Origin of the sequence: Candidatus Pelagadaptatus aseana (assembly GCF_040362265.1) — a bacterium.
GTDB lineage: Bacteria > Pseudomonadota > Gammaproteobacteria > Pseudomonadales > Cellvibrionaceae > Pelagadaptatus > Pelagadaptatus aseana.
Genome location: NZ_BAABNJ010000006.1, coordinates 56,279 through 81,745, shown reverse-complemented (window position 1 = coordinate 81,745; position 25,467 = coordinate 56,279). Strand labels below are relative to the sequence as shown.

The 25,467-nt window shown below is 53.9% G+C and carries 28 protein-coding genes and 1 riboswitch; of the genes, 7 read left to right on the top strand and 21 right to left on the bottom strand.

Going from position 1 to position 25,467, the window contains the following annotated elements:
• The coding region (locus ACPXV9_RS10565) for a hypothetical protein (protein ID WP_423896700.1) at positions 1–200 on the top strand (200 nt) is incomplete at its 5' end.
• On the opposite strand, the gene gcvP is transcribed toward ACPXV9_RS10565, so the two are convergent.
• A complete protein-coding gene (gene gcvP / locus ACPXV9_RS10560) occupies positions 197–3,109 on the bottom strand; it encodes an aminomethyl-transferring glycine dehydrogenase (RefSeq protein WP_423896697.1) in 2,913 nt (970 codons plus the stop codon). The two genes, ACPXV9_RS10565 and gcvP, sit on opposite strands and share 4 nt — an antisense overlap.
• A 121-nt stretch (positions 3,110–3,230) precedes the next feature.
• Between gcvP and ACPXV9_RS10555 the strand changes: the two genes are divergently transcribed.
• The 3 genes from ACPXV9_RS10555 (at position 3,231) to ACPXV9_RS10545 (ending at position 5,010) form a co-directional block, all read left to right on the top strand.
• Complete coding sequence (locus tag ACPXV9_RS10555; RefSeq protein ID WP_423896695.1) at positions 3,231–3,845, top strand: uracil-DNA glycosylase family protein; 615 nt, start codon at positions 3,231–3,233, stop codon at positions 3,843–3,845.
• 78 nt (positions 3,846–3,923) lie between these two features.
• A complete protein-coding gene (locus ACPXV9_RS10550) occupies positions 3,924–4,379 on the top strand; it encodes a hypothetical protein (protein WP_423896692.1) in 456 nt (151 codons plus the stop codon).
• The gene (locus ACPXV9_RS10545; RefSeq protein WP_423896690.1) at positions 4,327–5,010 is read left to right on the top strand and encodes a GGDEF domain-containing protein; all 684 of its coding nucleotides are present in this window, start codon (positions 4,327–4,329) and stop codon (positions 5,008–5,010) included. Before ACPXV9_RS10550 ends, ACPXV9_RS10545 begins: the two co-directional genes overlap by 53 nt.
• Here the strand turns inward: ACPXV9_RS10545 and ACPXV9_RS10540 are convergent.
• The 20 genes from ACPXV9_RS10540 to ACPXV9_RS10445 all read right to left on the bottom strand — a co-directional run bounded on the left by ACPXV9_RS10540 (position 4,991) and on the right by ACPXV9_RS10445 (position 21,836).
• On the bottom strand, positions 4,991–5,395 hold the full coding sequence (locus ACPXV9_RS10540) for a PilZ domain-containing protein (RefSeq protein WP_423896687.1): 405 nt from the start codon (positions 5,393–5,395) through the stop codon (positions 4,991–4,993). The two genes, ACPXV9_RS10545 and ACPXV9_RS10540, sit on opposite strands and share 20 nt — an antisense overlap.
• A gap of 10 nt (positions 5,396–5,405) precedes the next feature.
• Complete coding sequence (locus ACPXV9_RS10535) at positions 5,406–5,684, bottom strand: hypothetical protein (RefSeq protein ID WP_423897117.1); 279 nt, start codon at positions 5,682–5,684, stop codon at positions 5,406–5,408.
• Positions 5,644–5,796 (bottom strand): PilZ domain-containing protein, encoded by a 153-nt coding sequence (locus ACPXV9_RS10530; RefSeq protein WP_423896684.1) that lies wholly within the window; start codon positions 5,794–5,796, stop codon positions 5,644–5,646. The genes ACPXV9_RS10535 and ACPXV9_RS10530 overlap by 41 nt, the downstream gene beginning before the upstream one ends.
• An 88-nt stretch (positions 5,797–5,884) precedes the next feature.
• On the bottom strand, positions 5,885–6,628 hold the full coding sequence (bluB, locus tag ACPXV9_RS10525; protein WP_423896681.1) for a 5,6-dimethylbenzimidazole synthase: 744 nt from the start codon (positions 6,626–6,628) through the stop codon (positions 5,885–5,887).
• 25 nt (positions 6,629–6,653) lie between these two features.
• Positions 6,654–7,568, bottom strand: a complete 915-nt coding sequence (locus tag ACPXV9_RS10520) for a cobalamin-binding protein (RefSeq protein ID WP_423896679.1) — start codon at positions 7,566–7,568, stop codon at positions 6,654–6,656.
• The gene (gene cobD / locus ACPXV9_RS10515; RefSeq protein ID WP_423896677.1) at positions 7,565–8,626 is read right to left on the bottom strand and encodes a threonine-phosphate decarboxylase CobD; all 1,062 of its coding nucleotides are present in this window, start codon (positions 8,624–8,626) and stop codon (positions 7,565–7,567) included. The genes ACPXV9_RS10520 and cobD overlap by 4 nt, the downstream gene beginning before the upstream one ends.
• A complete protein-coding gene (gene cbiB / locus ACPXV9_RS10510) occupies positions 8,619–9,569 on the bottom strand; it encodes an adenosylcobinamide-phosphate synthase CbiB (protein ID WP_423896675.1) in 951 nt (316 codons plus the stop codon). The genes cobD and cbiB overlap by 8 nt, the downstream gene beginning before the upstream one ends.
• Positions 9,570–9,580: 11 nt before the next feature.
• Positions 9,581–10,369: an adenosylcobinamide-GDP ribazoletransferase gene (locus tag ACPXV9_RS10505; RefSeq protein ID WP_423896674.1), complete on the bottom strand. Its 789-nt coding sequence runs from the start codon at positions 10,367–10,369 to the stop codon at positions 9,581–9,583.
• Positions 10,362–11,030, bottom strand: a complete 669-nt coding sequence (locus ACPXV9_RS10500; RefSeq protein ID WP_423896671.1) for a histidine phosphatase family protein — start codon at positions 11,028–11,030, stop codon at positions 10,362–10,364. Before ACPXV9_RS10500 ends, ACPXV9_RS10505 begins: the two co-directional genes overlap by 8 nt.
• Before the next feature lie 29 nt (positions 11,031–11,059).
• Positions 11,060–12,127: a nicotinate-nucleotide--dimethylbenzimidazole phosphoribosyltransferase gene (cobT, locus tag ACPXV9_RS10495; RefSeq protein WP_423896670.1), complete on the bottom strand. Its 1,068-nt coding sequence runs from the start codon at positions 12,125–12,127 to the stop codon at positions 11,060–11,062.
• Positions 12,127–12,654 (bottom strand): bifunctional adenosylcobinamide kinase/adenosylcobinamide-phosphate guanylyltransferase, encoded by a 528-nt coding sequence (gene cobU, locus ACPXV9_RS10490; protein ID WP_423896668.1) that lies wholly within the window; start codon positions 12,652–12,654, stop codon positions 12,127–12,129. The genes cobT and cobU overlap by 1 nt, the downstream gene beginning before the upstream one ends.
• Positions 12,651–13,436, bottom strand: coding sequence for a heme ABC transporter ATP-binding protein (locus ACPXV9_RS10485; protein ID WP_423896665.1), 786 nt, complete (start codon positions 13,434–13,436; stop codon positions 12,651–12,653). The genes cobU and ACPXV9_RS10485 overlap by 4 nt, the downstream gene beginning before the upstream one ends.
• An 8-nt stretch (positions 13,437–13,444) precedes the next feature.
• The gene (locus ACPXV9_RS10480) at positions 13,445–14,527 is read right to left on the bottom strand and encodes a FecCD family ABC transporter permease (protein WP_423896663.1); all 1,083 of its coding nucleotides are present in this window, start codon (positions 14,525–14,527) and stop codon (positions 13,445–13,447) included.
• A gap of 3 nt (positions 14,528–14,530) precedes the next feature.
• Positions 14,531–15,244, bottom strand: a complete 714-nt coding sequence (locus tag ACPXV9_RS10475) for an adenosylcobinamide amidohydrolase (protein WP_423896660.1) — start codon at positions 15,242–15,244, stop codon at positions 14,531–14,533.
• A complete protein-coding gene (locus ACPXV9_RS10470) occupies positions 15,244–16,728 on the bottom strand; it encodes a cobyric acid synthase (protein WP_423897107.1) in 1,485 nt (494 codons plus the stop codon). Before ACPXV9_RS10470 ends, ACPXV9_RS10475 begins: the two co-directional genes overlap by 1 nt.
• Positions 16,729–16,947: 219 nt before the next feature.
• Positions 16,948–17,559: a cob(I)yrinic acid a,c-diamide adenosyltransferase gene (cobO, locus tag ACPXV9_RS10465; protein ID WP_423896657.1), complete on the bottom strand. Its 612-nt coding sequence runs from the start codon at positions 17,557–17,559 to the stop codon at positions 16,948–16,950.
• Between the two features lie 67 nt (positions 17,560–17,626).
• The gene (locus ACPXV9_RS10460) at positions 17,627–19,366 is read right to left on the bottom strand and encodes a TonB-dependent receptor plug domain-containing protein (RefSeq protein ID WP_423896655.1); all 1,740 of its coding nucleotides are present in this window, start codon (positions 19,364–19,366) and stop codon (positions 17,627–17,629) included.
• A gap of 226 nt (positions 19,367–19,592) precedes the next feature.
• Positions 19,593–19,779: riboswitch (cobalamin riboswitch) on the bottom strand.
• Between the two features lie 52 nt (positions 19,780–19,831).
• Positions 19,832–20,545, bottom strand: coding sequence for a ChrR family anti-sigma-E factor (locus ACPXV9_RS10455; RefSeq protein ID WP_423896652.1), 714 nt, complete (start codon positions 20,543–20,545; stop codon positions 19,832–19,834).
• The gene (locus ACPXV9_RS10450) at positions 20,538–21,191 is read right to left on the bottom strand and encodes a sigma-70 family RNA polymerase sigma factor (RefSeq protein ID WP_423896651.1); all 654 of its coding nucleotides are present in this window, start codon (positions 21,189–21,191) and stop codon (positions 20,538–20,540) included. The genes ACPXV9_RS10455 and ACPXV9_RS10450 overlap by 8 nt, the downstream gene beginning before the upstream one ends.
• 33 nt (positions 21,192–21,224) lie before the next feature.
• A complete protein-coding gene (locus tag ACPXV9_RS10445) occupies positions 21,225–21,836 on the bottom strand; it encodes an LON peptidase substrate-binding domain-containing protein (RefSeq protein ID WP_423896648.1) in 612 nt (203 codons plus the stop codon).
• 159 nt (positions 21,837–21,995) lie between these two features.
• On the opposite strand from ACPXV9_RS10445, the gene ACPXV9_RS10440 reads away from it, so the two are divergent.
• Genes ACPXV9_RS10440 through ACPXV9_RS10430 form a run of 3 tightly spaced genes read left to right on the top strand, consistent with a single transcriptional unit; the run spans position 21,996 to position 25,463 of the window.
• A complete protein-coding gene (locus tag ACPXV9_RS10440; RefSeq protein WP_423896645.1) occupies positions 21,996–23,324 on the top strand; it encodes an NAD(P)/FAD-dependent oxidoreductase in 1,329 nt (442 codons plus the stop codon).
• Positions 23,321–24,199: a DUF1365 domain-containing protein gene (locus tag ACPXV9_RS10435; protein ID WP_423896642.1), complete on the top strand. Its 879-nt coding sequence runs from the start codon at positions 23,321–23,323 to the stop codon at positions 24,197–24,199. The genes ACPXV9_RS10440 and ACPXV9_RS10435 overlap by 4 nt, the downstream gene beginning before the upstream one ends.
• On the top strand, positions 24,180–25,463 hold the full coding sequence (locus ACPXV9_RS10430) for a class I SAM-dependent methyltransferase (RefSeq protein WP_423896640.1): 1,284 nt from the start codon (positions 24,180–24,182) through the stop codon (positions 25,461–25,463). The genes ACPXV9_RS10435 and ACPXV9_RS10430 overlap by 20 nt, the downstream gene beginning before the upstream one ends.
• The last annotated feature ends 4 nt before the right edge of the window (positions 25,464–25,467 follow it).

Here is a 25,467-nt window from a genome sequence, read left to right as displayed (position 1 = left end):
TTCTTTTCGATATAAGCTCAAAAAAGAAAATAATATTAGTTTCATTTAAAAAAAATATTACTAACTCAGAAGTAGAAAATTTAGGTGCAAATTTTTATGATCAATTTAAAGATTCTAAAGTAAATGTGTTTATTTTAAATTCACAAACTTTATTAAAACGCTCACAAACTTTATTCAAATCTGACATGACAAGTATTTAGTCCCGATAGTTCTCCACACTGGGACAGGTACACACCAGATTGCGGTCGCCGTACACGTTATCGATACGATTAACCGTTGGCCAGACCTTACTGTGCTTCAGCCAGGCAGCCGGACGCACCGCAACTTCACGGGAGTATGGACGATCCCAGTTATCTGTCATCACATCGTCCTGGGTGTGCGGGGCGTTGTGCAGCGGGTTGTTGTCCGCCGGGTATTCGCCCTTCTCTACCATGTCGATTTCCTTGCGGATGGTGAGCATGGCCTCGATAAAGCGATCCAGTTCTTCTTTGGATTCCGACTCGGTGGGTTCGATCATCAAGGTGCCGGCCACCGGGAAGGACATGGTGGGGGCGTGGAAGCCGAAGTCGTTCAGGCGCTTGGCGATGTCTTCCTCGGTAATACCACTGGCCTCTTTTAGCGGGCGCAGATCCAGCAGACACTCATGGGCCACAAAACCGTTGGTGCCGGTATAGAGAATCGGATAGGCCTCACCCAGCTTTTTGGCCACGTAGTTGGCGTTGAGCATGGCGTATTCGGTGGCGGCTTTCATGCCGTACTTGCCCATCATTTTGATGTACATCCAGCTGATTGGCAGAATCGAAGCCGAGCCCCAGGCTGCAGCAGAAATGGTGCCACTGGCTACATCGGTGCCGGGCACTGGTTGTACCGGGTGACCGGCGAGGAACGGCTTGAGGTGTTCACCCACACCGATAGGCCCCATGCCCGGGCCACCGCCACCGTGAGGGATACAGAAGGTTTTGTGCAGGTTCAGGTGGGATACGTCGCCACCGAACTTGCCCGGTGCAGCAATGCCCACCAGTGCGTTCATATTGGCGCCGTCGATGTACACCTGAGCGCCAATGGCGTGAATGCGTTCACATAGATCAACAATGCCCTCTTCAAACACACCATGAGTGGATGGGTAGGTCACCATAATGCAGGCAATCTGCTCGCCATAATGATCGATCTTGGCTTGCAGGTCATCCAGATCCACATTGCCCTTGGCATCGCAGTCGACAACCACAACCTTCATGCTGACCATCATGGCCGATGCGGGGTTGGTACCGTGCGCCGAAGACGGGATCAGGCAGATATTGCGCTCAAACTCGCCCTTGCTTTCAAAGTATTTCTTGATGGCCACCAGACCGGCGTACTCGCCTTGGGAACCAGCATTGGGCTGCAAGCTGATACCATCGTAACCGGTACAGGCGGCCAGCATGTCCTGTAGCTCTTCAAACAATTGCTGGTAGCCTTCGGCCTGCTCAATCGGGGCAAACGGGTGCAGGCTGTTGAACTCGGGCCAGGTGATCGGAATCATCTCGGACGTGGCATTGAGCTTCATGGTGCACGAACCCAGCGGAATCATGGAGTGGGCCAGTGTCACATCGCGGTTTTCCAGACGTTTGAGGTAGCGCAGCATTTCCGTTTCGCTGTGATAGCGGTTGAACACCTCGTGAGACAAAATCTCGTCGCTGCGCAACAGGCTGTCCGGCAGACCTTTGGAACCGCCGGCCAACTCATCGTCCAGCGCTTCAAAGTCTACTTCCAGATCTTCACTGCTAGTGTCGGCAAAAATGGCCACCAGTGCCATCACATCGGTGATGCTGGTGGTTTCGTTAACGGACACGCCCAATGCACCCTCACCGAGCTTGCGCAGGTTGATTTCAGCCGCCAGAGCACGCTGATAGATTTCTTCCTGCTTCTCATCCACCTGAATCGCCAGGGTATCGAAATAGCTGTCGTGCACCATATCGAAGCCCACTTCCTGCAGGGCCTCACTGAGAATGCCGGTCAGGCGATGGATGCGATTGGCGATGCGTTTCAGACCTTCAGGGCCGTGGTAGATGGCGTAAAACACGCTCATCAGGGCCAGCAGCACCTGTGAGGTACAGATATTGGAGTTGGCCTTCTCGCGACGGATATGCTGTTCGCGGGTTTGCATGGCCATGCGCAGGGCCTGCTTGCCATTGGTGTCGATGGAGACGCCGATGATACGGCCCGGCGCCGAGCGCTTGTACTTGTCACGGAAGGCAAAGAAGGCCGCGTGCGGGCCACCAAAACCCAGTGGCACACCAAAGCGTTGGTTAGTACCCACAACCACATCAGCACCCATGGAACCTGGACTTTTCATCAGAACCAGGCTCATGATGTCCGCCGCAACGGTCACCAGAGCGTCTTTGCCATGAGCAATATCAATCAGGTCAGTAAGGTCTCTGACTTCGCCGCTGGTACCCGGATTCTGCAGCAGGGCACCGAAGTAGTCGGCTTCGGCCAGCACCTCTTCGGGCTTGCCCACCAACACCTCGAAACCAAAGTGCTCGGCACGGGTCTGGATTACCGCCAGAGTCTGCGGATGCGTGGCCTCGTCAACAAAGAAGGTATTGGATTTGTTCTTGCGCATCTGACGCTTGCACATGGCCATGGCTTCGGCCGCTGCCGTGCCTTCATCCAGCATGGAGGCGTTGGCCAGTTCCATGCCAGTCAGGTCGATGATCATCTGCTGGAAGTTCAACAGGCCTTCAAGACGGCCCTGGGCAATTTCCGGCTGATACGGGGTATAGGCGGTGTACCAACCCGGGTTTTCCATGACGTTGCGCAAAATGACATTGGGCACGATGGTGTTGTGATAGCCCATGCCAATGTAGGATTTGAACACCTTGTTGTTGCTGGCAATGGCCTTGATTTGAGCCAGCGCCTCGGCCTCGCTCACGGCTATATCCAGATTCAGGTCATCGCGCTTGCGGATGGCTGCGGGTACGGTTTTCTCAATCAGCTCATCCAGCGAGCCAACCCCCAGTTCGGCCAGCATGGCCTCGGTTTGGCTGGCATCGGGGCCAATATGGCGACCGATAAAGGCGTCGTTTTGTTCCAATTCAAACAGGGATTGGTTACGAATTTCTTGAGACATGAGGCGTTTCCAGAACAGAATTTTTACGGACTTTTCAGCCCTTCGAAAAGGGCGGCATAATACCAATTCGGGCAATAATGAAGCAATTCATAATGAGCGATAATCACTATAAGGAGCGCGAATGGTGCAACTGATTGAATTGCTTGACGAAATCAGCGCCTGCAAACTGTGTGAACCGCATCTGGCGCTGGGCGCCAACCCCGTTGTCCGAGCTCACAGTGATGCCCGGATTCTGATTATAGGACAGGCACCGGGCACCCGAGTTCACACCACCGGCATTCCCTGGAACGACCCCTCCGGTGATCGTCTGCGCCAGTGGCTGGCTGTCGACCGCGATAGCTTCTACGACGACACCCTGTTTGCCATTATGCCCATGGGCTTTTGTTATCCCGGCAAGGGCAAATCCGGTGACCTGCCCCCTCGCCCCGAATGCGCACCCACCTGGCATGACCGCCTGATGGCGCACCTGCCCAACATCGAACTGACCCTGTTAATCGGCCAGTATGCCCAGAAACATTATCTGCAGGATCACCATAAAAACCTGACTGAGAGGGTTAAACATTGGCGCGACCACATCACCAATCGTCGTGAGGGCGGGATCCAACTGCCGCTGCCCCACCCATCACCCAGAAACCGATTGTGGCTGCAACGCAACGACTGGTTTGAAACCGAAACCGTACCCTGGCTGCAGCAGCACATTAAAAAGCTGCTTCACAGCAGCCAATCTGGCAGGTGAAGACAAAAAGCGTCTAATGACTTTCACGCCATCCAGCCTTGCTCTAAGATAAAAGATAAATACTAATAATGAGCCCAAATGAACAAGGTCCCACCTAATCGTGACGATGACGGTCAAAGCAAGTTCCTCAACGATCTGAACTTGTCAGCCCGAATCAAACTGATCCGCATTCTGTCAGTATTTGGCTTCAGTGTGATGGGTGTGTTTGGCGTCAACGCCATTATTGAACAACACTACCCGCTGGGTTTGGGCTTGTTGCTGATGACCTTACTCGGCGTCATCAGCAATCTGGTTTTTCAAAGCGACAAAGACTACACCAAAGCCATCAATATCATTGCCGCGTGCATGATCGTACTGGGCTGCATGCTGGTGTTTACTGGCAGTATTGATGGCACCGCGCTCTATTGGGTCCCCCCCCATTCTGGTCACGATCATCTTTGCCACCTCATTTATCATCGGTGCCGTACTCGCTTGTGTTTTTATGACAGTGATTACCGCAAGTCTGGTATTCGATGCACCCTGGGTGATTTATGAGTACCCACAAAGCACTGTCATTCGTTTTCTGTCTGCCTCATGGTTACTGACCGTGCTTTGCCTTGCCAAAGATTATTCCAGTAATGAATCCCTGACGACCATGGACACATTGCGCTCGGATCTGTCGACCGCAGCCAATACGGATTCACTGACCCGTCTATTCAACCGCCGCTACATCACCGAAAACTTTATTCATCACGACAGATTTACCGACAATATCCGCAACAATGGCTCAGTACTGCTGGCCGACATCGATCATTTTAAACAGGTCAATGACAGCTACGGCCATGACGCCGGCGATCAGGTTCTTAAAATGGTGGCCGATGCCCTGCGCGATACCACCCGCAGTGATGACATACTGGCGCGCTGGGGTGGAGAAGAATTTCTGATTATTTTGCCCGGGATCCCGGAAGAGGTGGCCATCAAACGGGCCCAGCAATTTATTGATCGGATTGCCGGTGAGACCCTGTACCTTGATAACGGCATACTCAAAGTTACTCTGAGTATGGGCATCAGTCGGATGGAAAATGATAAATCGGCCAACGCCACCCTGAAAGAGGCGGACGAATATCTGTATCAGGCCAAAGAAGGCGGCCGCAACCAGATCTGTTTCAGGAATCCTCCTGCGTAGGCTCCCGTTGATCGTGATCGTTTAACAACTCGGTAAGCGAACGGAAGTGATGGGCCGTGTCGGTTTTGTATTTATCCAGTAATACCCGCAACCGGGCCTGATGATCGATGCTGGTGGCGTGACACTCCAGTCCGAGGAAATGGCCCTGCTGATGAGACAGGTGTCCCTGCATTTTGATCTTCTCATCTTCGTTGACCTCGATGGTCAGAATAATCTGCTCACCGTTTTGCATATCGTGCTTGTAGATCAGTGCGGCCAGAGCGCCATTAAATGAGAGATCGAGAATATGCACAGGCCAGGTGTGATGAGTGGTAACCAAGGTCGCATGAGCCCGAAAATCGACTCTGGGAAAACAGCGACTCTCGTTATCGGTAGTGCGTAACATCCTATAGCCCTCACTGGCTCTCTAGTTGCTGTTCATAGTGAGCCAACAACTCACCCAATTCCCTTTCGGCCGCATCCGGATCACCCAGATTCAGCTCCACCAGGCGGCGCAGATGAGCGATGCTCTCTACATCGATGTTGATGCAGGTCATTCCCAGATGCTCGGAGTCCTGACGGGCAATAACCGCATCCATTTCAATCATGGCAGCATCGCTGAGTAATACGGAAGCATGCAATGGCTGATCGGAATCAACCTGAAAATCTGCGGGGGGGGACGACCAGCAGACCATTGATGGAAATATCCAGTAATTCGCATTTCCAGGAGGTAGCGCCCTGCTTTAAGAGCGCATGCCCATGAAACGAAACCCGACTGAAGTGCCGCCGTTCAGCATCTGCTGCCATTAAGAAACCTCTGTTGATACTGCCTTTATCCTGTCAGTCTAGTTGGTTATACAATCTACAGCAAACACCTTGCAGTTTTAGGGGTTTCTTATGGCAACTTGATGAAACCTTCTGGAAACCCCTGATTTTTCTGCAATTGTTCGAGCAAGCCCTCGTCCTCGCCCGGCCCCTGCTGCCACTGATCAAAGTACACCAGATCTGCCAGCGGCAAGCGGGAGCGCCAGCCTTTTTTCTGCAGCTCGGGCTCATCATTGAAATGACTGACATGCCCCACACACAGATAGGCAATGGGCACTATGTCATCGGGAATGGCCAGCGCCTGTCGCAGACGATCCTGCTCGACAATACTGACCCAGCCCATGCCAATGCCTTCGGCCCGGGCCGCCAGCCAGAGGTTTTGAACGGCGCAGACGGTGCTGAACAAATCCATGGTTTTGATATGAGTACGGCCCAATACCGGGCCTTTAACCCGCTCGCGGTCGCAGGTAATGCAAATATTGACCGGGGCATCGAGAATACCCTGCAGCTTCAATGAAGAGTAAAGTTCGCGACGCTCCCCTTCAAACATCTGGCGGGCCTCCTCATTGGCGGCCTCAAACGCATCATGAACCCGGCTTTTGACCTCGTCAGAGCGAATCACCATAAAATTCCAGGGCTGCATAAAGCCCACCGATGGCGCGTGGTGCGCCGCATACAGCAGGCGACTCAGCACCTCGTCAGAGACGGGCTCTGAGGTGAACTGGCCACGCACATCGCGGCGATTGAAAATGGTCTTGTAGAGCGCGTCGATTTCCGCCTGGGTAAAATCCGACTCAAAGGGTTTATCACTCATAGGGATCCAAAATGTTGGCAGCCCGTTACTGGCTGCGTACCTGCTGTAATTGCCGGCAGAGCATATCCGCACCCAGCAAAATCCGAACGGTGTGACGCTGCACATAGTCCGGCGGAATAAAGTACAGGTGATTACCCTGAACCGCCTGCAAGCTCGGCCACTGCAACCATTCGTCGAGCCAGTCCGGGCGGGCCTCGCCCATACCACTGGCCACAATCGCCTGAGGATTGGCCGCCAGTACCGACTCCACTGCCAGCTTGGGAGCAATGGCAATAGCGTCGGCGAACACATTGTAACCGCCGCACAGGCGAATCACATCACTGATCAGGTGGCTGCCATTCAGAGTCTGCAGCGGATTGTTCCACACCTGATAAAAGACACCCACCGGAGCCAGCTGGCTGTATTGCTGGCGCAATCGCGACAGTTCCAGACGAAACGCCTGCGCCGCCTGCAGGGCCTGATTATGGTGGCCGCTGAGCGTGCCAAAGTTTTCAATATTGACAGCCACCGTTTCCAGATCTCTGGGATCGGAGACGTAAACCGTCAGCCCGAGATCGAGCAGGGACTGCAGTTTCATATCCCCATGGCCGCTGTGCCAGGCCACCACCAGATCCGGATTCAGGGCCACAATCGCTTCAAGATTGAGTTGCACAAAACTGCCAACCGAAGGCACCTGTGTGGCGGCTTTCGGGTAGTTGGAGTAATCGACCACCCCCACCACCTGCTCACCGGCTCCGGCACTGAACAGGTTTTCGGTCACATGAGGGGCGAGGCTGATAATCCGTTGTGCCGGTTGCGCGAGCACCACCTCCCGCCCCACATTATCGGTTACCGCAATCTGCGCCTGAGCACTCTTCCCCTGAACATCCTGCCCCTGAGCACCTTGCCACCACAAAAGGTTCAACAGCAGCAGCGCCAGACCCATCATAAAATTGTTCACAAAAAGATTTCCTCAAAAGCCCGGGATAATCGCTGCCACTGGGACTCGTCTCCCGGCAGACCAATACGCAGACAATAACGCTGCTGCGGCAGAGCAAAACGACGCACCCAGATACCCCGCCGAGCCAATTGTTCAAACAATCCTTCGCCAGATGTCTGCGGACAAAAAATCGAACCAAATAACGGTGACTGCCTGATGGCGAACTCCGGTGATGAACAATATCGCCGCAGCAAGTCATCGAGTTGCTGACTGGCACCACGGATTCGCTCGCGCTGCCGCGCCTGCCAGCGTTGATCCAGAAGCACCTTGGCGCCAAGGTATTGCGCCGGGCCACTGATATGCCAGCAGTGCAGCGTCATTTTGACCCGGGCAATAAATTCACTGGCCGCCAGCATAAAACCGAGACGCAAGCCGGCCAGACCAAAGAACTTGCCGACCGAGCGCAATACCACCAGCCCCGGCTTATCACAGTGGCCAGCCATACTCAGCTCTGGCGCTGTATCGGCAAAGGCCTCATCCACCACCAGACACCCACCCCGCTGTTGCAGTTGTTGCCACAGGGCCAATAATCGAGCAGGCTCAGAGCAATCGGTTGTCGGGTTATTGGGATTAATCACCACCACCACATCCACCTCGCCAGCTTCCACCAGTGACTGCACCTGCTGAAGACTGGCGGGATCGTAATCCACCACAAAGTGACCTGCAGCAGACCAGGCCGCCCGATGTTCGAAATACCCCAGCGACGGAATGGCAACGCGACACCCGGGAAACAGTTGCGGCAATAGACTGATGCCCTGTTGCGAACCGCTCAATGGCGCCACGGATTCTGGCACACAACCGTAATAGCTTGCAGCGGCAGTAACCAGTTGCGCATCCCCCGAAGGCAAACGCTGCCAGATACTTTGCGGAATATGCAGCGGGTCATAACACCAGGGCGCAATGCCCGTGGATAAATCCAACCAGTCAGACTCGGGGATCCCATATTGCTCTGCGGCAAGTGCTAAATTTCCGCCGTGGCTCAGATTGATTAACTCACGGCCCTGCCTGTCCTTATCCACAAACGGCTCCCCAGACAACAGCCAGTAATAAACCCATCAGTAACCATGTTTTAACCGCCCGGCCAATCAATCCAATCGCCCGGCCGATATCAGCGGCATTTGGCTCAGGACCATCACCCAACAACGGGCGATCTTTCCAGACGCCATCATAGCAAGCTCTCCCACCCAGGCTGATGTGCAATGCACTGGCACCGGCAGACATTACCGGGCCACCGTTGGGACTGTCACACAACGGCGCCTGTTGCCGCCAAAGGCGTCGACATTGGCCGATATGATGACGCTCCAGACCGGCGGCCAGAATATAGCTCCAGGCACACAGGCGTGCAGGTAACCAGTTGAGCAGATCATCGAACCGCGCCGCCGCCCAACCAAATTTTTCAAAGCGCTGATTGCGATACCCCCACATGGCATCCAGCGTATTCACCAAACGGTACAACACCACCGCCAGCGGGCCAGCAAGCAAGTACCAGAACAAGGGGGCAAAAATGGCATCGCTGCCATTTTCCAGCAGTGACTCCAGTGTCGCTTTGGTCACCTGAGTCGAATCCATATCAGCGGTTTGGCGACTGACCATATACCCCACTCGCTCACGGGCCAGCGTCAAATCATGCTGCGCCAGCGCCCATTGCACGGCCTCACCATGTTCAGCCAGACTGCGCTGGCCTATGGCCAGATACAACAGCAAAGTCGCGGCCAGCCACCACAGCAGCTCAGGCAACAGCATCATGCCAACGGCAATCAGCAGCAGCGGTAACAGAGCCAGCAGTAATGCCAACACACCACAGAGGCGTTTACCGCAGTTGCCAAATCGTTCAATTGCGCTGGCCCAGCGGCCAAAACCGACCAGCGGGTGCCAGCAACGCGGCTCCCCCCACCACCGGTCCAGCAACAACGCCACCACAGCGGACAGCGCCAGTAAAAGAGGAGAATCTACAAACAACAAGAGCGTTTACCTTAAACCACAGACAGAGCGAGCAGCAGCGCAAGCAGCGCAATGACCTCACCAATTTCGATGGCCGCACCTATGGTGTCGCCGGTACAGCCGCCAAGACGCTGCAGCATCAGATGGCGCATCACCACAAAACCCAACACCCAGACCACCAGCACGATCCCGGCCACCTGCCAGTCAAGACTGAAAAATATCAGGGATCCAATGGCCAACCAGACAAGGGCCGCAGTGCGGGAAAAATGTGCGGCCAGCACTTCACCCAGACCCTGTTTGCGAATATAGGGCGTGGTCAAAAAAACCAGCCAGGCCATCAACCGCCCCAACACCGGAATCAACACCAGCCAACCGAGTGAATATGCGTTTAACAACTCGTACACCAACGCAAACTTTGCCAGCAATAAAACCACAACCGTGGCCACAGCCACCGGACCACTGACCGGATCTTTCATGATTTCAAGAGTGCGAGCGCGGTCGCCAAAACCGCCTACCCAGGCGTCGGCACAATCGGCCAGACCATCGATATGCAAGGCGCCGGTAATCACCACCCAACAGCAAACAATCAGCGCTGCACTGGCCACTGGCGATAAAAAATACCCACAGGCAGCGGCCACCGCTGCCAGCAATAAGCCAATCAACAGCCCCACCCACGGGTAGTAAAGCAATGACAGGCCGATATTGGCCTGCCCGTAATCCCGGATGTTGCGCACCGGCAGCGTTGTCAGAAATTGCAGCGCGATCAAACCCGCCGAAAGGTGACTGGCTTTTTGCGGATCATTGCAGTGGGCTTCAGCCATCTGTATCACCCACTACCGGAGAAATATCACAACCGTGATTAAAAAAGGCCAGGGAGGGAAAGGGCTCGGTGCCATCGTCACTGTGGAATACCCGGATGCGACTGATACTGGCATAGGGTACATCCAACCTTACCACGGCCTCCAGAGGCATATTCAGCAACCAACCGAGTAAAACCCGAATGGTACCGCCGTGCTGCACCAGCAACACATGCTCGCCCTTGCACTCTTCTACCAGCTGCTGCCAGGCAGGGATCAGCCGCTCACGCAACTGCGCCAGTGATTCGCCGTTGGGGGGCGCAAAGTTTTGCGGATCTTTGAAAAACTCCAATACCTGTTGTTTCTGCTCGCGCCAAACCTCTTTGGAGGGCCGACCATCCCAGTCACCAAAATTAACTTCTTTGAAAGACTGCCGCAGGGACAGCTCAATACTGTTGCCCTCCGCCACTTCGCGAGCAAACTCGGCACAGCGTTGCAGCGGTGATGAGACAATCCGATCCCATTGTTTGTCGTCAAGACTGGCAACGCTGCGACGCATGCTTTGCCAGCCTTTATGGCTCAGCGCCACATCCACATGACCGCGCCAAATCTCGCCACCTTCGCACTCGCCGTGGCGTAGCAGGTCGATGGTGGTAACCGTCTGTTTGGCTCTTAATCCGCTCATGGCCCTATTCCTTTCTATGACAGGCTGATTTAAGACTGACTGACGCCGGCGTCGGCAAACGATGCCATGTTGTTGTGCAACTCCAGCGCCAGTCGCAACAGCGGCAAGGCCGTGGCCGCACCACTGCCCTCACCCAGACGCAGATTCAATTGCAGTAATGGCCTGGCTTCGATACTGCGTAACACCAAGGCATGCCCGGCTTCGGCCGACTGGTGGGAAAAGAACAGCCACTGGTCACAGGCCGGGTTGATGCGGATCGCCAGCAACGCCGCAGCCGTGCAAATAAAACCGTCTACCAAACTGGGGATCTGCAACTGGGCGCAACGCAAATAGGTGGCGGCCAGAGCGGCGATTTCAAATCCGCCGAGGTGCTGCAAAATGGCCACGGCATCCTGACCTGCAACCACATCATGGTGTCTCTTCAGTGCCCGCTGAACCGCATCCACTTTGCGTTGCCAGCCGGCGTCATCAACGCCGGTGCCACGGCCGACTATGTCGGTTGCGGGTCGCTGCAACAACGCACAGGCCAATGCCGCAGCCGAAGTGGTATTGCCAATCCCCATCTCACCGCCAATAAACAACTGGGTTTGTTGGCTGGCGAGCTGCTCGGCGATGTCACTCCCCGCCTGTAACGCCTGTTGCAACTGCTGCCGGGTCATGGCCGGCTCCTGACAAAAATTTGCGGTGCCCGCGGCAACCGGTTTTTGCACAATCGCAGCACCCTGCGGAGCCTCACTGGCAGTTCCCATATTGACCACCGCAAAGTCCGCCCCCAGATTTTTGGCCAGTACACTGATGGCCGCGCCACCGGCATCAAAGTTGCGAATCATCTCCACAGTTACCGCTTGGGGAAAAGCCGACACTCCCTCACTGACAACTCCGTGATCAGCGGCGAAGACGCGAATGGCGACACGCTCGAGTGTTGGCTGCAGTGTTTGCTGCATGGCGCACAGACGAATGGCCACCTCTTCGAGAGTACCCAGTGACCCCGGCGGCTTGGTCAATTGATTTTGATGGGCTACGGCACGATCCAGCCAAAGGGATTCAACACAGGCTATGTCTTGATTTAACCAACCCATCATCGATTGCTCATTCATCACTCAGCATCCCCATCTTTCAGAATATGAGGTAACCCGGCGACCGTCAGGGTGACCCGTTGACACTGGCTGGCCAATGCCTGATGCAGCCAGCCGTTTTCATCGACGAAACGACGGGAAATTTCGCCCATGGGCACCACCCCCATACCGGTTTCATTGCCCACCAGAATGATCTGACCGGGCAAGTTGGGCAACACCTCCAGCAGCGCCTGTTTCTGCCGATCCCATTCACTACCCTGCTCGTCGGCAAACAAACAATTGCTCAGCCACAGCGTCAGGCAGTCCACCAGAATACAGGTATCGGCGCGCGCATATTGTTGCAATCGCTCTGCCAATAATCTCGGCTCTTCCACCAGCTGCCACTCCGGGCCGCGACGTTGTTGGTGATGAACAATGCGCTCAGCCATTTCCCGGTCACCGGCCTGACCGGTGGCGAGATAAATAAGGGACAGGCCCGAAGCTTTGGCACGTTGTTCGGCCAGACTGCTTTTGCCGGAGCGGGCACCACCCAGAATCAATTCTTTCATTGTGATATTTCACCCTGAACAATCAGAGGTTTGCCATTGCGTGGATGCTCGATAATATCCACGCTCACCGCAAACACCTGTTCAATATTTTCGGCGGTCAACACGCTGGCCGCTTTGCCTGCGGCATGCACCCGCCCCTGATTCAGCATCAACACCCGGTCGGCAAACTGCGAAGCCAGATTCAGATCGTGCAGAATCACCAGTACCCCGACCCCCTGCTCGGCCATGGCTCGAGCTGCGGCCAGAACACTGTTTTGATGTGCCAGATCCAGCGCAGAAGTCGGCTCATCCAGCAACAGACAGCGCGGATAATCCACTTGCTCTTCCCACACCTGTGCCAACACCCGGGCCAGATGCACCCGCTGCTTCTCACCTCCGGACAGGGTGGTATAGACGCGGTCAGCCAGATGAGCGATGTCTACCTCGGCCAGCGCCAGAGACACAATCTCGCTGTCGCGAACGATCCCGGTATCGTGGGGTAAACGCCCCAACTGCACCACTTCGTCCACCTGAAACGGAAAATTCAGTGACGATGACTGCGGCAACACTGCCAACAGTCTGGCCCGCTCTTCCGGACTCCAGGCCGCCATGGGGCGACCCTGAAACAGCACTTGCCCTACTTGGGGCTGGACCTCACCGGTGAGGGATTTCAACAGGGTGGTTTTGCCCGCACCGTTGGGGCCAACCACTGCCAGCACTTCGCCTGCCTGTAGCGCCAGGTCGACACCATCAAGCAGGGTTTTACTGCCAACACTGACGCACAGGGATTCAACACTCAACATGACTCACCTCACTGCAACAACATACGCTGACGCTGCTGCAATAACAGCGAGATAAAGAAAGGCGCGCCCAATAAAGCCGTGACGATGCCGATGGGGATGACTTCCGGAGAAAACACCTGACGTGACACGCTGTCGGCCAACACCAATAGAATGGCACCCAACAACGCCGAAGCCGGCAATAGAGTTCTGTGATCGGGACCGATCATCAATCGCACCAGATGGGGCACCACCAGACCGACAAAACCGATGATCCCCGACAGCGACACCGAGACCCCAACGCCCAGCGCAGTCCAGGCAATCAGTTTCAATTTCAAACGCTCCACCGCAATCCCCAGATGGCGCGCTTCGGATTCGCCCAACAATAAAGCGTTGAGTTCACGGCTGTAGCGCGGCAGAGCCACTAGCACCAGCAACAGCAAAATACCGCCACCCAGTACCCGCTGCCAGTTGGCTCCATCGAGGCTACCCATCTTCCACAGAGTAATCTGACGCAACGCCAGATCGTCGGCAATAAAGCTGAGAATATTACTCAGTGCCGCCGCCAGAGCGGTAATGGCAATCCCCGCCAGCAACATGGTCGCCACGGACGTACCATGGGGGGTTGTACCCAGGCGATAGACCAGAACCGATGCGATAAAACCGCCCAGACTGGCACAGGCGGCAATCAGATACTGGCGCAGCCAATAGGCCTGTTCGGCCAGCAGACCATCAAACCAACTCGACAGCCCCGCCAGCAACGTGGCTCCGAGCACAATGGCAACGGCGGCCCCCAGTGAGGCGCCACTGGACACCCCGATCAGAGAGGGATCGGCCAACGGATTGCGAAACAGCCCCTGCATGGTAGCGCCACACAGGGCCAGTGTTGCCCCGACCATGGCCGCCAGCACCACTCTGGGCCAGCGGATCTGCCACAACACCATGTGCTGTTGCGGATCAACATCCGAGGATGACAGCCCAAGCGCTTGCAGCAGGGATTTAAAGCTGACCTGCCAGGGGATATCGAGCACCCCGGTACTGGCGCACACCACCATGGCCAGGGGCAATATCATGGCCAGTGAAACAATCAGAACCGAGGCTTTGCGGGTGCGCATCAATCAATCCTGCCAACTGATGGAGTCAGTAATCAACGCCATCAGTGATTGGGCAAACACCTGGCCCAACAGGGTGTGCTTACCACAATAGAGAATGTCAGCCCCCGCGTCTGGCAGGCCATTGAATATGGCAACAGAGTCCGTGCCCGTGCCGGTGGCGATTTGCCCGGAGACCGGACTGACAACACCGGCATCCTGCAGGGCCGCGCATTTGGCCTCGGTCGCCATGGTCATCATCTCCGCCAATGCTGCCGCGCTGAAACGGCGATTGCTGATCACTGCCGTATTAATGGTCCCGACCTGAACCGCTTCAGCTGAAGCCGACTGTTGCGCCAGATCGGCGGCCACAGAATCTCCGGCGCGGCGAGCATTGCCCAGCCCGGTGGTGACCAGCAACAACAACTGCACAGTATCTGCCTCAACCACCTGAAAGCGCAGTGAGTTCATGGAGGCGGCGGTCATCATGCCGACACAATCCACGGGCCAGTCCTGTTGCTGACAGTATTTTGCCAGTGTCTCAGAGGGTAACGCGTGACAGATCGCACCCGGCTCACTCTGATTGGCGACTTTCAAATTGACAAAGCCGCGAGCCTGGCTGAAACCGCCATTGAGAATCGCCGAGCTGAAAACCTCCCGGGGTTGCTCCAGCTCACAGTAGATGTGCCGATCGCTCTTCTCCAGACTAACGCCGGGCATCGGCTGCTCACGCCACAACATCAGTCAGCAGCCCCGGGGGCAGGCCAGACTTCCAGATGGGTAAAACAGGTATCCAGATCCATGTGTTGTTCGATGGCATCGGCCAGCCGGTTGATCTCCTGCTCCTGACGTTGGCGGTAGTCGTATTGTCGGGCCTGATCCAGACCGGCCCATTGCAGCAGTGCCTGACAGGCATCGGCGTTATCAAACAGACCGTGCAGGTAAGTACCCAGGACATTACCGTCCTCGGACAGCGCCCCTTCTTTCACGGTAAAGTCATGCTCAAGCAAATCAATGGCGGCTCGATGCAACGCATCGCCGTCACTGATACCCATATGGATTTCGTAACCTTCAATGGCCACCGATTGCTGCCCGGGTAAGGACAACTTACCCGTCACCTGACGCAATTGCTTGTGCTTTTCCAGAGAGGTGTGCATCGACAGATACCCCAAACCAGGCGAGGTACCGGGAGTATCCTCCAGCCCCAGAGGGTCACTGATACTGTCGCCCAGCATCTGAAAGCCACCGCATATACCCAGCAGCTTACCGCCATAACGCAAATGTCGGGCAATGGCCGACTCCCAGCCGTTATCACGCAACCACTGCAAATCCTGCCGGGTGTTCTTACTGCCGGGCAACACAATCAGGTCGGCCGCCGGAATCTCCTGCTCCGGGCCGACGTACTGCAGATTGACCTGCGGATGCAAACGCAGGGCATCAAAATCGGTGTGATTGCTGATGCGTGACAGCACCGGCACAACCACATTCAGGCATTGCTCATCGGCATTGATTTCCTGCCCGGTGGCAACAGCGTCTTCGGCCTCAAGATGAAAACCGTGCAGATAAGGAAGCACCCCCAGCACGGGCTTGCCGGTGCGCTGCTCCAACCAGTCGAGCCCCGATTGCAGCAAAGCAATATCACCGCGAAAGCGATTGATTACAAAGCCGATGACTCGCTGCTGCTCGGATTCAGATAAGAGTTCAAGAGTACCCACCAAATGGGCGAACACGCCACCGCGATCGATGTCGGCGACAATAATCACCGGGCAATCCACCGCTTCAGCAAAGCCCATATTGGCGATGTCTTTGTCCCGCAAATTAATCTCGGCGGGACTGCCAGCACCCTCCACCATGACGGACTGATATTGATCGTTGAGGCGCTGATGGGATTGCAGCACCGCATCCAGAGCAGTCTGCTTGTAATCGTGAAAATCAATGGCGTTCATATTGGTCAACGCCTGCCCCTGAATAATGACCTGGGCGCCGGTGTCACTGCTGGGTTTAAGCAGCACCGGATTCATATCCGTATGGGGCTCAAGAAAACAGGCCTGAGCTTGAACCGCCTGAGCCCGACCAATCTCACCACCGTCACTGGTGACGGCACTGTTGAGCGCCATATTCTGGGGTTTGAATGGCGCCACCCCAACACCACGGCGTGCCAACACCCGGCACAGGCCCGCCACCAGCACACTTTTACCGGCATCGGAGGTGGTGCCCTGCACCATCAGGGTATCGGCCGCCTTGAACATGGACTTACTCAAAGGTAATTTCAATTAAAAGGGGTTAGAGGTTCACTGTCATTCTGACAAGCTTATGCTCCTGCAAAGCTTGCATACACTCCATCCATGGAGATAAGCGAAGCGAAGAATCTCTGTGTAAGATATCCTTTTGATTCATTGAACTCTTACCAGATCCTTCACTTCGTTCAGGATGACAAATTAGCACTAATAATCAACACCCTGACGGGCTTTCACACCGGCTTTATAGGCGTGTTTGACATCCTTGACTTCCGACACAGTGTCCATGACATCCTGCAAGGCAGAGCCGCCACCACGACCGGTGACCACCACGCTCATTCCCCGTGGACGATTTTTAATGGCATTGAGAACCGTGTCTTCGTCCAGATACTTGTAGGCCAGCATGTAAGTCAGCTCATCGAGAAGCACCAGATTGTAGCTGTCGTCGGCGAGCATTTTTTCAGCCACCGCCCAAGTAGCTTCGGCAGCCTCAATATCCGCTGTGCGATCCTGGGTATTCCAGGTAAAACCGGTGCCCATCTGATAGAAATCCACGTCGGGCAATTGGTTTTTCAGGTACAACTCTTCACCGGACAACTGCGCGCCCTTGATAAATTGCACCACACCGACCTTGTGGTCGTAGCCCAGTGAACGCAGCACCATCCCAAAACCGGAACTGCTTTTGCCCTTGCCATTACCGGTAATCAGAATGGCAACACCACGCTCTTCATCGGCGGCTGCGATGGCAGCATCGACTTTTTCTTTCTGCTTTTCCATCGCCTTTTTGTGTTTGGCGTTTTTGTTCTCTTCTTCACTCATATTTCAGGCCCATCATTTACTTAAGCTTTTGTCCGACCACTGCAGAACAATGGTCGGACAAACACTGTCAGAACTTCATACGCACACCGGCATAAGCCGCAGCACCAGCCACATTGTACCCAGTGACTTCCTCATAATCTTCGTCCGTTGCATTCTCCACACGGGCATAGACTTCAGCGTAATCAGTCACTTGGAAATTAGTCGAGATGTCGATCACTTCGTAATCGTCCAGCTCAACATAACCGACCCCAAATATCTCGTTTTCCGCGTCCCGCGACGCACGGACATTCATAGTCACAGACCAGCGACTGGGGATAATATCGTAGTTAACGCCAAGATTCGCCAAATGCACTGGGCGTCTGATCCGGTTTTCTCCATCCGGATTGTGAGAGTCGTTGTAGGTGTAATTAGCAAACAGATTCAGACGGTCGGTGATCGGCGAATCCAGAGACGCTTCAACACCCTTAGAACGACTGATTCCTTCAGCCTGCAAGTAACCGGAAAAGCCAGACAGATCAAAGTAGAGTTCGTCCTTGATTTCCTGATCAAAGTAAACCAGTTCAATACGACTGTTGTCAGCGGTCACATACTCAATTCCCACATCAAAACCCTCACTGGTTTCTTCTGTTAATGTGGTTTCGGAAGCTGGCGCAAAAGCGAAGGGACCGTTGTTATAGGCAATTTCTGACAGGCTTGGCGCTCTGAAACCGGTACCATAACTGGCTTTGTACTTGAGCATGCTGCCATCAGCAAAATCGACCACATAGGCAGAGGTCAGGCGATAGCTGGTGTGCTCGCCAAAGTCGTCGTTATCGTCGTGTCTAACACCTGCGGTGAAGAACAGGCGATTATCAAACTGGCTTTGTAACTCTAGGTAACCGCTGAGCTGATCACGTTGCTCTACATCACCCGATGAGGTCGTAATTTCTTCGGTTTCTGACTCGGCGCCATACACCAGAGACAGCACTTCGGATAACTTTGCGCTGCCCAGATATTCGAGTTTATCGATGTCGCCATTGGTGGCAAAGGAAGAAACACCATCAGCGAAGTTTTCTCGCAAAACGTCGGTATTAGCTACCGCCAGAGTATGGCTGAATACCTCACCAGAGTAATTCAGTGATACGCGATAGGTTTTCTCATCGTAATTACTCTTGCGGTTGTTTGAGCCGGAGGTGCTATCGAACAAACTGATTGAAGACACATCACGGTATACCCCCTGCAGACGCCACTGCTCATTGAGGTTGAGCCCGACTTTGACATGATAGGTTTCGTTGTCGTAACCGTCTTCATCTTTTGAGGCATCAGACTTCAAGGCACTGAAACCATCGGTTTGATAGTCACTGACTGAGATATAGACATCACCCAGTTCGTTACCCGCGCCAAGGTAACCCGAGTATTGTTCCGTACCGTAGCGGCCGGTTTCAGCGGTGAAACCACCTGCCAGCCCTTCGTCAACCTGACCCGTGGTGATATTGATCACACCGCCTGCATCGGCGCCATACATCATGCCCTGCGGGCCACGCAGAATTTCAATACGGGAAATACCGGCACTCATCAAATGCTGTATTTGTGGACCAACCTGAGTACCGGTTGGATCAGAAATTTCCACACCGTCCATCAATACCAGTGTCCGATAACCCTCTTCACCGCGAATCCGCAGGGCAGTAGCCTTACCCTGGCCACCAGAATTTGATACACCAATCGCAGGCTGAGTGCGCAGCACGTCAGCAACCGATGAGTAACCACGGGCTTCAATATCAGCGGCGTCCAGAACAGAGACACTGGTACCGACCTGCCTAACAGGCATCTCAATGCGGCTGGATGTAACGACTACTTCTTCAGAATATGAGGTTGCTGCAGTTGCAACGGGAGCTGAAAACAAAGGTATCAGCGCAGGTAAATATAATTTATTCATTAGGTTCCCCAATCAGTAAAAATGGATTGAGGGAGGGGAAATCGTGGGAATACTATTAGAGTGCCAGTAATGACCACCGATGAGCCCTCCGCTTCATCTTTAAGCGAGACACTCTTGGGTGTCTCTTGCTGTAGTGGCCGGTTCCGGACTCATTGCTTCCAATACAGGAAACAACCTACCGTTGCGGGGGCAGCTCTGGAATTGAATGATCCTTCGACAGGGTTCGCACCAGATTCCCGTTTACTCCCATGCTGACTGGAGCAATCTCCAGCCTTGGCACGGGTACCAAAACAGTGGGGCGGCACTCTATAGAGTTGGAATTGAAAGGTCAAGACATGACCGAGAGCTCAATCTCGGTCACGCTTCACTGCGAAAGAACAGCTGACTGAATGGGTTGACCAGACGGCTTATGCCCGAGGTGAAGTGCAGTGGCGCATCAATCGCCGCCAGACACAGACAACCTCTTTCCGATATCGGGTTGTGCTCATCCTGAGAGGTTTTGATCAGGAAGTCACCGGCGGCATACTCGCCTTCGCTGTCACTGAAGCTGCCATCAAGCACCAAAGTGATTTCCCGTCCATTGTGTGTATGACTGGGCACGGTGCCACCGGGGTACATGTAGATAAAATCCACCTGATAGCCGTGGCCGTGGCCTTTTACCGGGCTTTGCCAGAGCTCATTGACCACATGATTCCATGGACCAGAGCGCTCGACAATGCCTGACAATACCGGGGGTACCGCTATCTGACGATCGCGGATGGAGACCTTGATCTGATCACTCGGTGCGGTATTAAGAATCTTGTCACGAGGCGATGGCGGAGCGGTTTGCTCCGAGGCCGTGGCTTTTTCCAGCATCGCCGCCAGATCCAGTGGCTTGGACGGTTCAACGCTAGAATACTCCAGTGCATTGGCCGCTAACTCGTCGTCGATACGGGCCGCCTGCTTCTGACACTCGGGACAAAAATTGATATGGGCCGCCACCATAATGCTTACGACATCGTCCAACTCACCAGCGCAGTAACTGCGCAGCATATCGCTGGAGGGGTGATGACCGGGGTAGTGACTACTCATAGCCCAAAGACCTCTTGGTTAATGTCTGTGACAGGCGCGCCAAACCTAGACGAACCCGACTTTTCAGGGTGCCGACTGGAATACCCAGTATCTCTGCGGCTTCCTGATGACTGCATTCTTTGAGAAATACCAGAGCCACGGCCTGCCGCTGTGGCTGTGGCAACTGGTCCAGTGCCGCCTCGATTTTGGGGTTATCCAACGCCTCAATATCGTGACAGTCATTCTCGATGAAACCGTTTTCCTCCGGGGCCAGATCGGCGTAGAGTGATTCACCGGAAACCAGCTGTGGACGGCTCATTTTGCGACGACCCAAGTCGTAACAAAGGTTACGGACAATAGTGAACAGCCAGGTGGTGACCTTGGCTTTGTCAGAATTGTAGGTGTGACCTTTTTGCCATACCGCCATCATGGCATCTTGTAGAATTTCTCGAGCGGCCTCGATATCGCCGGTCTGACGCTGTGCAAAGTGCAAGATGCGACCACTGAGCAATTCAAAAATTTCAGACAGAGCATGCTTGTCTCTGCGATTGACTATGCGACACATCAATTGCTGAAGACGCTCGGGCTCAAGCAACTGCGATTCATTTGACGCCGGTCTGGACTGGTCCGGGGATTCTGACACGATACTTTGGGTAACCTGCAACATGGTGATAACTCGAAAAAGTATATGCAATCTGAATCAAATACGCACCCCGGAAGAATCCGGATCACGACTGTGCTGTAAAATATTGCTGACTGTCACCAACGCCTGATCGGCACAATCATTGTGCAACAGGGACTGTTTGGCCTCACTGGGCAATGGCAGAATCTCCAGCCAGCGCATCAGGTACCAGCAAAGGTCATTTTCAGGCAAATCCGGGTAAAGCTCTGCCAACTGCGGGTATTCGGTCAGCATGTCGACAAATGAGCTGGCAAGCAGCTCGTGAGAGGCGTCATCCTCCAAAGCAGACCAGTTATCCACCGGGCGGTAACTTGCCCGGCGCAGACCGTCATCTTCGGCTTCTATGTCGCTTATTTCAGCGTGACAGATGCCCTCTATGGTGATGCCCAACAGACCACCTTCGAGCAGTTCAAAGTCTATAATTCTGACCAGGGTCACTCTGGGCATCACATCATAGCCGTCACCTTGCTTCTGTGTCCCCAGCATGGCCATGGCAAATGCCGGATCAGCCGATACATTTTCCCGAACCATGCGCAAATAGCGAGGCTCAAAAATCCTCAAACGCATGCGCCCCTGCGGCAGGATGTGCGCATTCAGTGGAAAGACGGGAATGGTGCTGGTCTGGGACATTAAGTTTTCCTGTGTAACGAGAGTCGTGGGTAATCCCACGTGCATTAACCGATTTGGACAAAGATACGCGCCATTTGCATAAATGGTTTATTGATCCACTCTTTATAGGAACTCGTAAAAATTTACACATTCCACTAATCAGACCGCGAACTTTATTTAATGAATCAGCCACAAGATCCCGCCGAAAGCCAAGCCAGTAATAATCAGTCCAGTCACAGGAAAACTGTCGCCATTATTGGCTCTGGCATAGCCGGCATGACTTGTGCCCACCTGCTGAAAGACCAATTCAAAGTGGATCTGTACGAGTCGGAAAACCGTCTGGGTGGCCATACCCACACAGTCGATGTAGACGTAAAAGGCCAAACATACGCCATCGATACCGGATTTATTGTCTTTAACGATCGCACCTATCCGAATTTCGAAAAATTGATGCGGCGTTGCGGCGTCGAATGGCAAGACACTGAAATGAGCTTCAGCGTCAGCAACAGGGAGAATGGCCTGGAGTATAACGGCCACAACCTCGACACCTTATTTGCCCAGCGCCGCAATCTGTTGTCACCGACATTCTATGGTTTTGTGGGAGAAATCCTGCGATTCAACAAGGCTGCAAAAGCCTACAAGAACAGCCAGCAGAGCCAACTGACCCTCGGCCAGTTTATCGACAACGAAGGTTTCAGCGCTTACTTTCAAAAGCATTATTTGTTACCGATGGTTTCTGCCATCTGGTCTTGCAGCCTGGATGATGCCAGACAATTTCCGCTGTCGTTCTTTCTGCAATTCTTCCTCAACCACGGCCTGCTGGAAGTCAAGGACCGCCCCCAATGGCGAGTCATTTGCGGCGGCTCCAGCAATTACATACCCAAGTTAACTGCCGGATTGGAAGACAGCATACTGCTCAATCGCCCAGTGGACTATATTGTTCGCAATGAAGCGGGCCACAAGACTCCTGGCGTCGAAGTCTGGAGTCAAAACCAGTGCCAACACTACGACCATGTAATTCTCGCCTGCCACAGCGATCAGGCGCTGAAGCTGCTGGCCAATCCCAGCAATGATGAGCAGGATATTCTGGGTAAGATGGAATACCAGCCCAATCAGGTAACACTGCACACCGACTCCTCGCGCATGCCGGAAAACCGTAAAGCCTGGGCCAGCTGGAACGTCCGTATTGGTGAATACAGTGACGACAACAGCCGGCCCACTCAGGTGACCTATTACATGAATCGGCTGCAGGGTCTCGACGCTAACTGCCCTGATTTTTTTGTGTCACTCAATCAGGATGAGACCATTGACCCGGCGTCGGTACTGCGCACTTTTGTCTATCACCACCCGGTGATTTCCGAGGCCAGTCATCAGGCGCAACAACAGTGGCAGCAAATATCCGGTGTCGACAACACCCATTTTTGCGGCGCCTACTGGCGTAATGGCTTTCACGAAGACGGTGTATTCAGCGCCCTTCGCGTTTGTGAATCGCTGGGAGTTTCACTGTGAATTTCGCTGTGAAACCTAACCGAACCCTCAGGCAACAACCCTCTCTGTCATCCCGTGCAACCGGCTTCCTCACCGGCCGGGTTGCTCATTGCCGATTTCAACCCCGCGTGCATAAGTTCAGTTATTCCTATGGCTGCTTCTGGCTGGCGCTGGATCGACTGGAGCAAGCCCGCCAAGAGCAACCCAACTGGTTTTCCTCGGGACCAGGCTGGGTCAAATACCGCCGCAAGGACCATATAGGTCCGGAAGATCAGGATTTGGCAAGCTACATCCGGGAACTCACCAAGCTCGACAAATCCCCCGACAATGAAGTTTTTTTTCTGGGGCAGCTCAATTATCTGGGACGCTATTTCAGCCCGGTAAACTTTTTCTTTATAGGCTCCCAGCAGGGGACTGCGGATAACCCCAGTGGCGAGTTTGCGTTTCACACGTTAGTAGCTGAAGTCAGTAATACGCCCTGGAATGAAAAGCATCACTACATCGTACCGCTGACCAACAGCCGCAAACCCTATCGACAGCGCAAGACTTTTCATGTTTCTCCCTTTATGGAAACCCGGCAGGAATACCACTGGCAAATCCACTATGACAATGATGATTTTGCCATCACCATCCATTCCACCCAGGACAAACGCCGCCAATTCACCGCCGCTTTGAAATTATCCGCAGAGACCCTGAACCACTCCAAACTATTGCCCGTATTGGTAAGTAATGTAGTGATGGTTGCAGCTGTTAAGCTCAGAATTTACTGGCAGGCCGTTAAACTGTTCTGCAAGGGAATCCGTTATCAGAGCTACCCCGGTCCGACCGGAAATCAAAATACCACCACCAGTCAACTTGAGCTTGCCGAGGATAAAGATGGACACAGAAGTCTGTAATAACAATTTGAAAGCAAACGCATCAAATGAATTCACTCAGTCGAGCAACATAGACGCCTTTTTCCAGAAACTTTTTATCAATTATCTGGAAAAACTACCTCAGGGCCGGATCCATCTGTTCAATTATGATGGCAAGGAATACACCCTGGGGAGCTCGGATGGGACTGACGCGGTCCACATGCACGTGCACCACCCACAATTCTTTCGCCGGGTGCTGCTCAACGGTGGCATTGGCATGGGAGAAGCCTTTGTTGATGGCTGGTGGAACACATCTGACCTGACCCCACTGTTGCAAATTTTTGCGCGCAACCTGAACTGGTTGAACCGTTTTGAGAACCGTTTTTCCTGGATTACCCGTCCCTATTACTGGTTGCAACACTGGAGCAACCGCAATCACCACAAGCAATCAAAAAAGAACATTGGGGCCCACTACGATCTGGGCAATACCCTTTACCGCCACTTCCTGGACGATTCAATGCTCTACTCTTCCGGGCTGTATCTCTCAGACTCGGACACGCTGGAACAATCCCAGGCCAATAAAGTCGCCAAGATTCTCTCAGAGCTGGATCTCAAGGATGGCGACACACTGCTGGAAGTCGGCACGGGTTGGGGCCATCTGGCCATTGCTGCGGCGAAACATTGCGATTGCCGGGTTACCACGACCACCATCTCTGAAGAACAGTACCAATATGTTCAGGACCGCATTGCCAAAGAAAATCTGGGCGATCGCATCACTCTGTTGAAGAAAGACTACCGGGATCTGCCCACCCATGCCCAATCCGCCGGTCACCCATCCGGTTATGACAAAATTGTGTCCATTGAAATGATTGAAGCCGTTGGCAAGCAATACATGGACAATTATTTCAAAACCCTCAATACCTTACTGAAACCCGGCGGCACTCTGGTTCTGCAGAGTATTACCATGGTCGACCAGCGACTCAATAGCTACCTGAAAAAACCTGATTTTATTCAGGCACATATTTTTCCCGGCGGCTTTCTGCCGAGTATTAATTTGCTTGCTGATCACATCACCAAAGATACGCAAATGGTGATTCGAAATATTTCAGATTTCGGACACAGCTACGCCAAAACTCTGGATGATTGGCATCGCCGTATGCTGGCGAATCAATCATCACTTAATGACAACGGCTACGACGAGCGCTTCATTCGCCTGTGGCGTTTCTACTTCAGTTACTGTGAAGCAGGTTTTCTCGAGAAAACCATCAGTGTTATTCACCTCACAGCAACCAAGAGCAGCAACTGACGGA

Excerpts from the sequence above, each read along its gene's own strand:
- gcvP (WP_423896697.1), bottom strand. The coding sequence starts at position 3,109 with ATGTCTCAAGAAATTCGTAACCAATCCCTGTTTGAATTGGAACAAAAC.
- ACPXV9_RS10555 (WP_423896695.1), top strand. The coding sequence starts at position 3,231 with ATGGTGCAACTGATTGAATTGCTTGACGAAATCAGCGCCTGCAAACTG.
- ACPXV9_RS10550 (WP_423896692.1), top strand. The coding sequence starts at position 3,924 with ATGAACAAGGTCCCACCTAATCGTGACGATGACGGTCAAAGCAAGTTC.
- ACPXV9_RS10545 (WP_423896690.1), top strand. The coding sequence starts at position 4,327 with ATGACAGTGATTACCGCAAGTCTGGTATTCGATGCACCCTGGGTGATT.
- ACPXV9_RS10540 (WP_423896687.1), bottom strand. The coding sequence starts at position 5,395 with ATGTTACGCACTACCGATAACGAGAGTCGCTGTTTTCCCAGAGTCGAT.
- ACPXV9_RS10535 (WP_423897117.1), bottom strand. The coding sequence starts at position 5,684 with ATGGTCTGCTGGTCGTCCCCCCCCGCAGATTTTCAGGTTGATTCCGAT.
- ACPXV9_RS10530 (WP_423896684.1), bottom strand. The coding sequence starts at position 5,796 with ATGGCAGCAGATGCTGAACGGCGGCACTTCAGTCGGGTTTCGTTTCAT.
- bluB (WP_423896681.1), bottom strand. The coding sequence starts at position 6,628 with ATGAGTGATAAACCCTTTGAGTCGGATTTTACCCAGGCGGAAATCGAC.
- ACPXV9_RS10505 (WP_423896674.1), bottom strand. The coding sequence starts at position 10,369 with ATGGCTGAAGCCCACTGCAATGATCCGCAAAAAGCCAGTCACCTTTCG.
- ACPXV9_RS10500 (WP_423896671.1), bottom strand. The coding sequence starts at position 11,030 with ATGAGCGGATTAAGAGCCAAACAGACGGTTACCACCATCGACCTGCTA.
- cobT (WP_423896670.1), bottom strand. The coding sequence starts at position 12,127 with ATGAATGAGCAATCGATGATGGGTTGGTTAAATCAAGACATAGCCTGT.
- cobU (WP_423896668.1), bottom strand. The coding sequence starts at position 12,654 with ATGAAAGAATTGATTCTGGGTGGTGCCCGCTCCGGCAAAAGCAGTCTG.
- ACPXV9_RS10485 (WP_423896665.1), bottom strand. The coding sequence starts at position 13,436 with ATGTTGAGTGTTGAATCCCTGTGCGTCAGTGTTGGCAGTAAAACCCTG.
- ACPXV9_RS10480 (WP_423896663.1), bottom strand. The coding sequence starts at position 14,527 with ATGCGCACCCGCAAAGCCTCGGTTCTGATTGTTTCACTGGCCATGATA.
- ACPXV9_RS10475 (WP_423896660.1), bottom strand. The coding sequence starts at position 15,244 with ATGTTGTGGCGTGAGCAGCCGATGCCCGGCGTTAGTCTGGAGAAGAGC.
- ACPXV9_RS10470 (WP_423897107.1), bottom strand. The coding sequence starts at position 16,728 with ATGGTGCAGGGCACCACCTCCGATGCCGGTAAAAGTGTGCTGGTGGCG.
- cobO (WP_423896657.1), bottom strand. The coding sequence starts at position 17,559 with ATGAGTGAAGAAGAGAACAAAAACGCCAAACACAAAAAGGCGATGGAA.
- ACPXV9_RS10460 (WP_423896655.1), bottom strand. The coding sequence starts at position 19,366 with ATGCCTGTTAGGCAGGTCGGTACCAGTGTCTCTGTTCTGGACGCCGCT.
- ACPXV9_RS10455 (WP_423896652.1), bottom strand. The coding sequence starts at position 20,545 with ATGAGTAGTCACTACCCCGGTCATCACCCCTCCAGCGATATGCTGCGC.
- ACPXV9_RS10450 (WP_423896651.1), bottom strand. The coding sequence starts at position 21,191 with ATGTTGCAGGTTACCCAAAGTATCGTGTCAGAATCCCCGGACCAGTCC.
- ACPXV9_RS10445 (WP_423896648.1), bottom strand. The coding sequence starts at position 21,836 with ATGTCCCAGACCAGCACCATTCCCGTCTTTCCACTGAATGCGCACATC.
- ACPXV9_RS10440 (WP_423896645.1), top strand. The coding sequence starts at position 21,996 with ATGAATCAGCCACAAGATCCCGCCGAAAGCCAAGCCAGTAATAATCAG.
- ACPXV9_RS10430 (WP_423896640.1), top strand. The coding sequence starts at position 24,180 with ATGGACACAGAAGTCTGTAATAACAATTTGAAAGCAAACGCATCAAAT.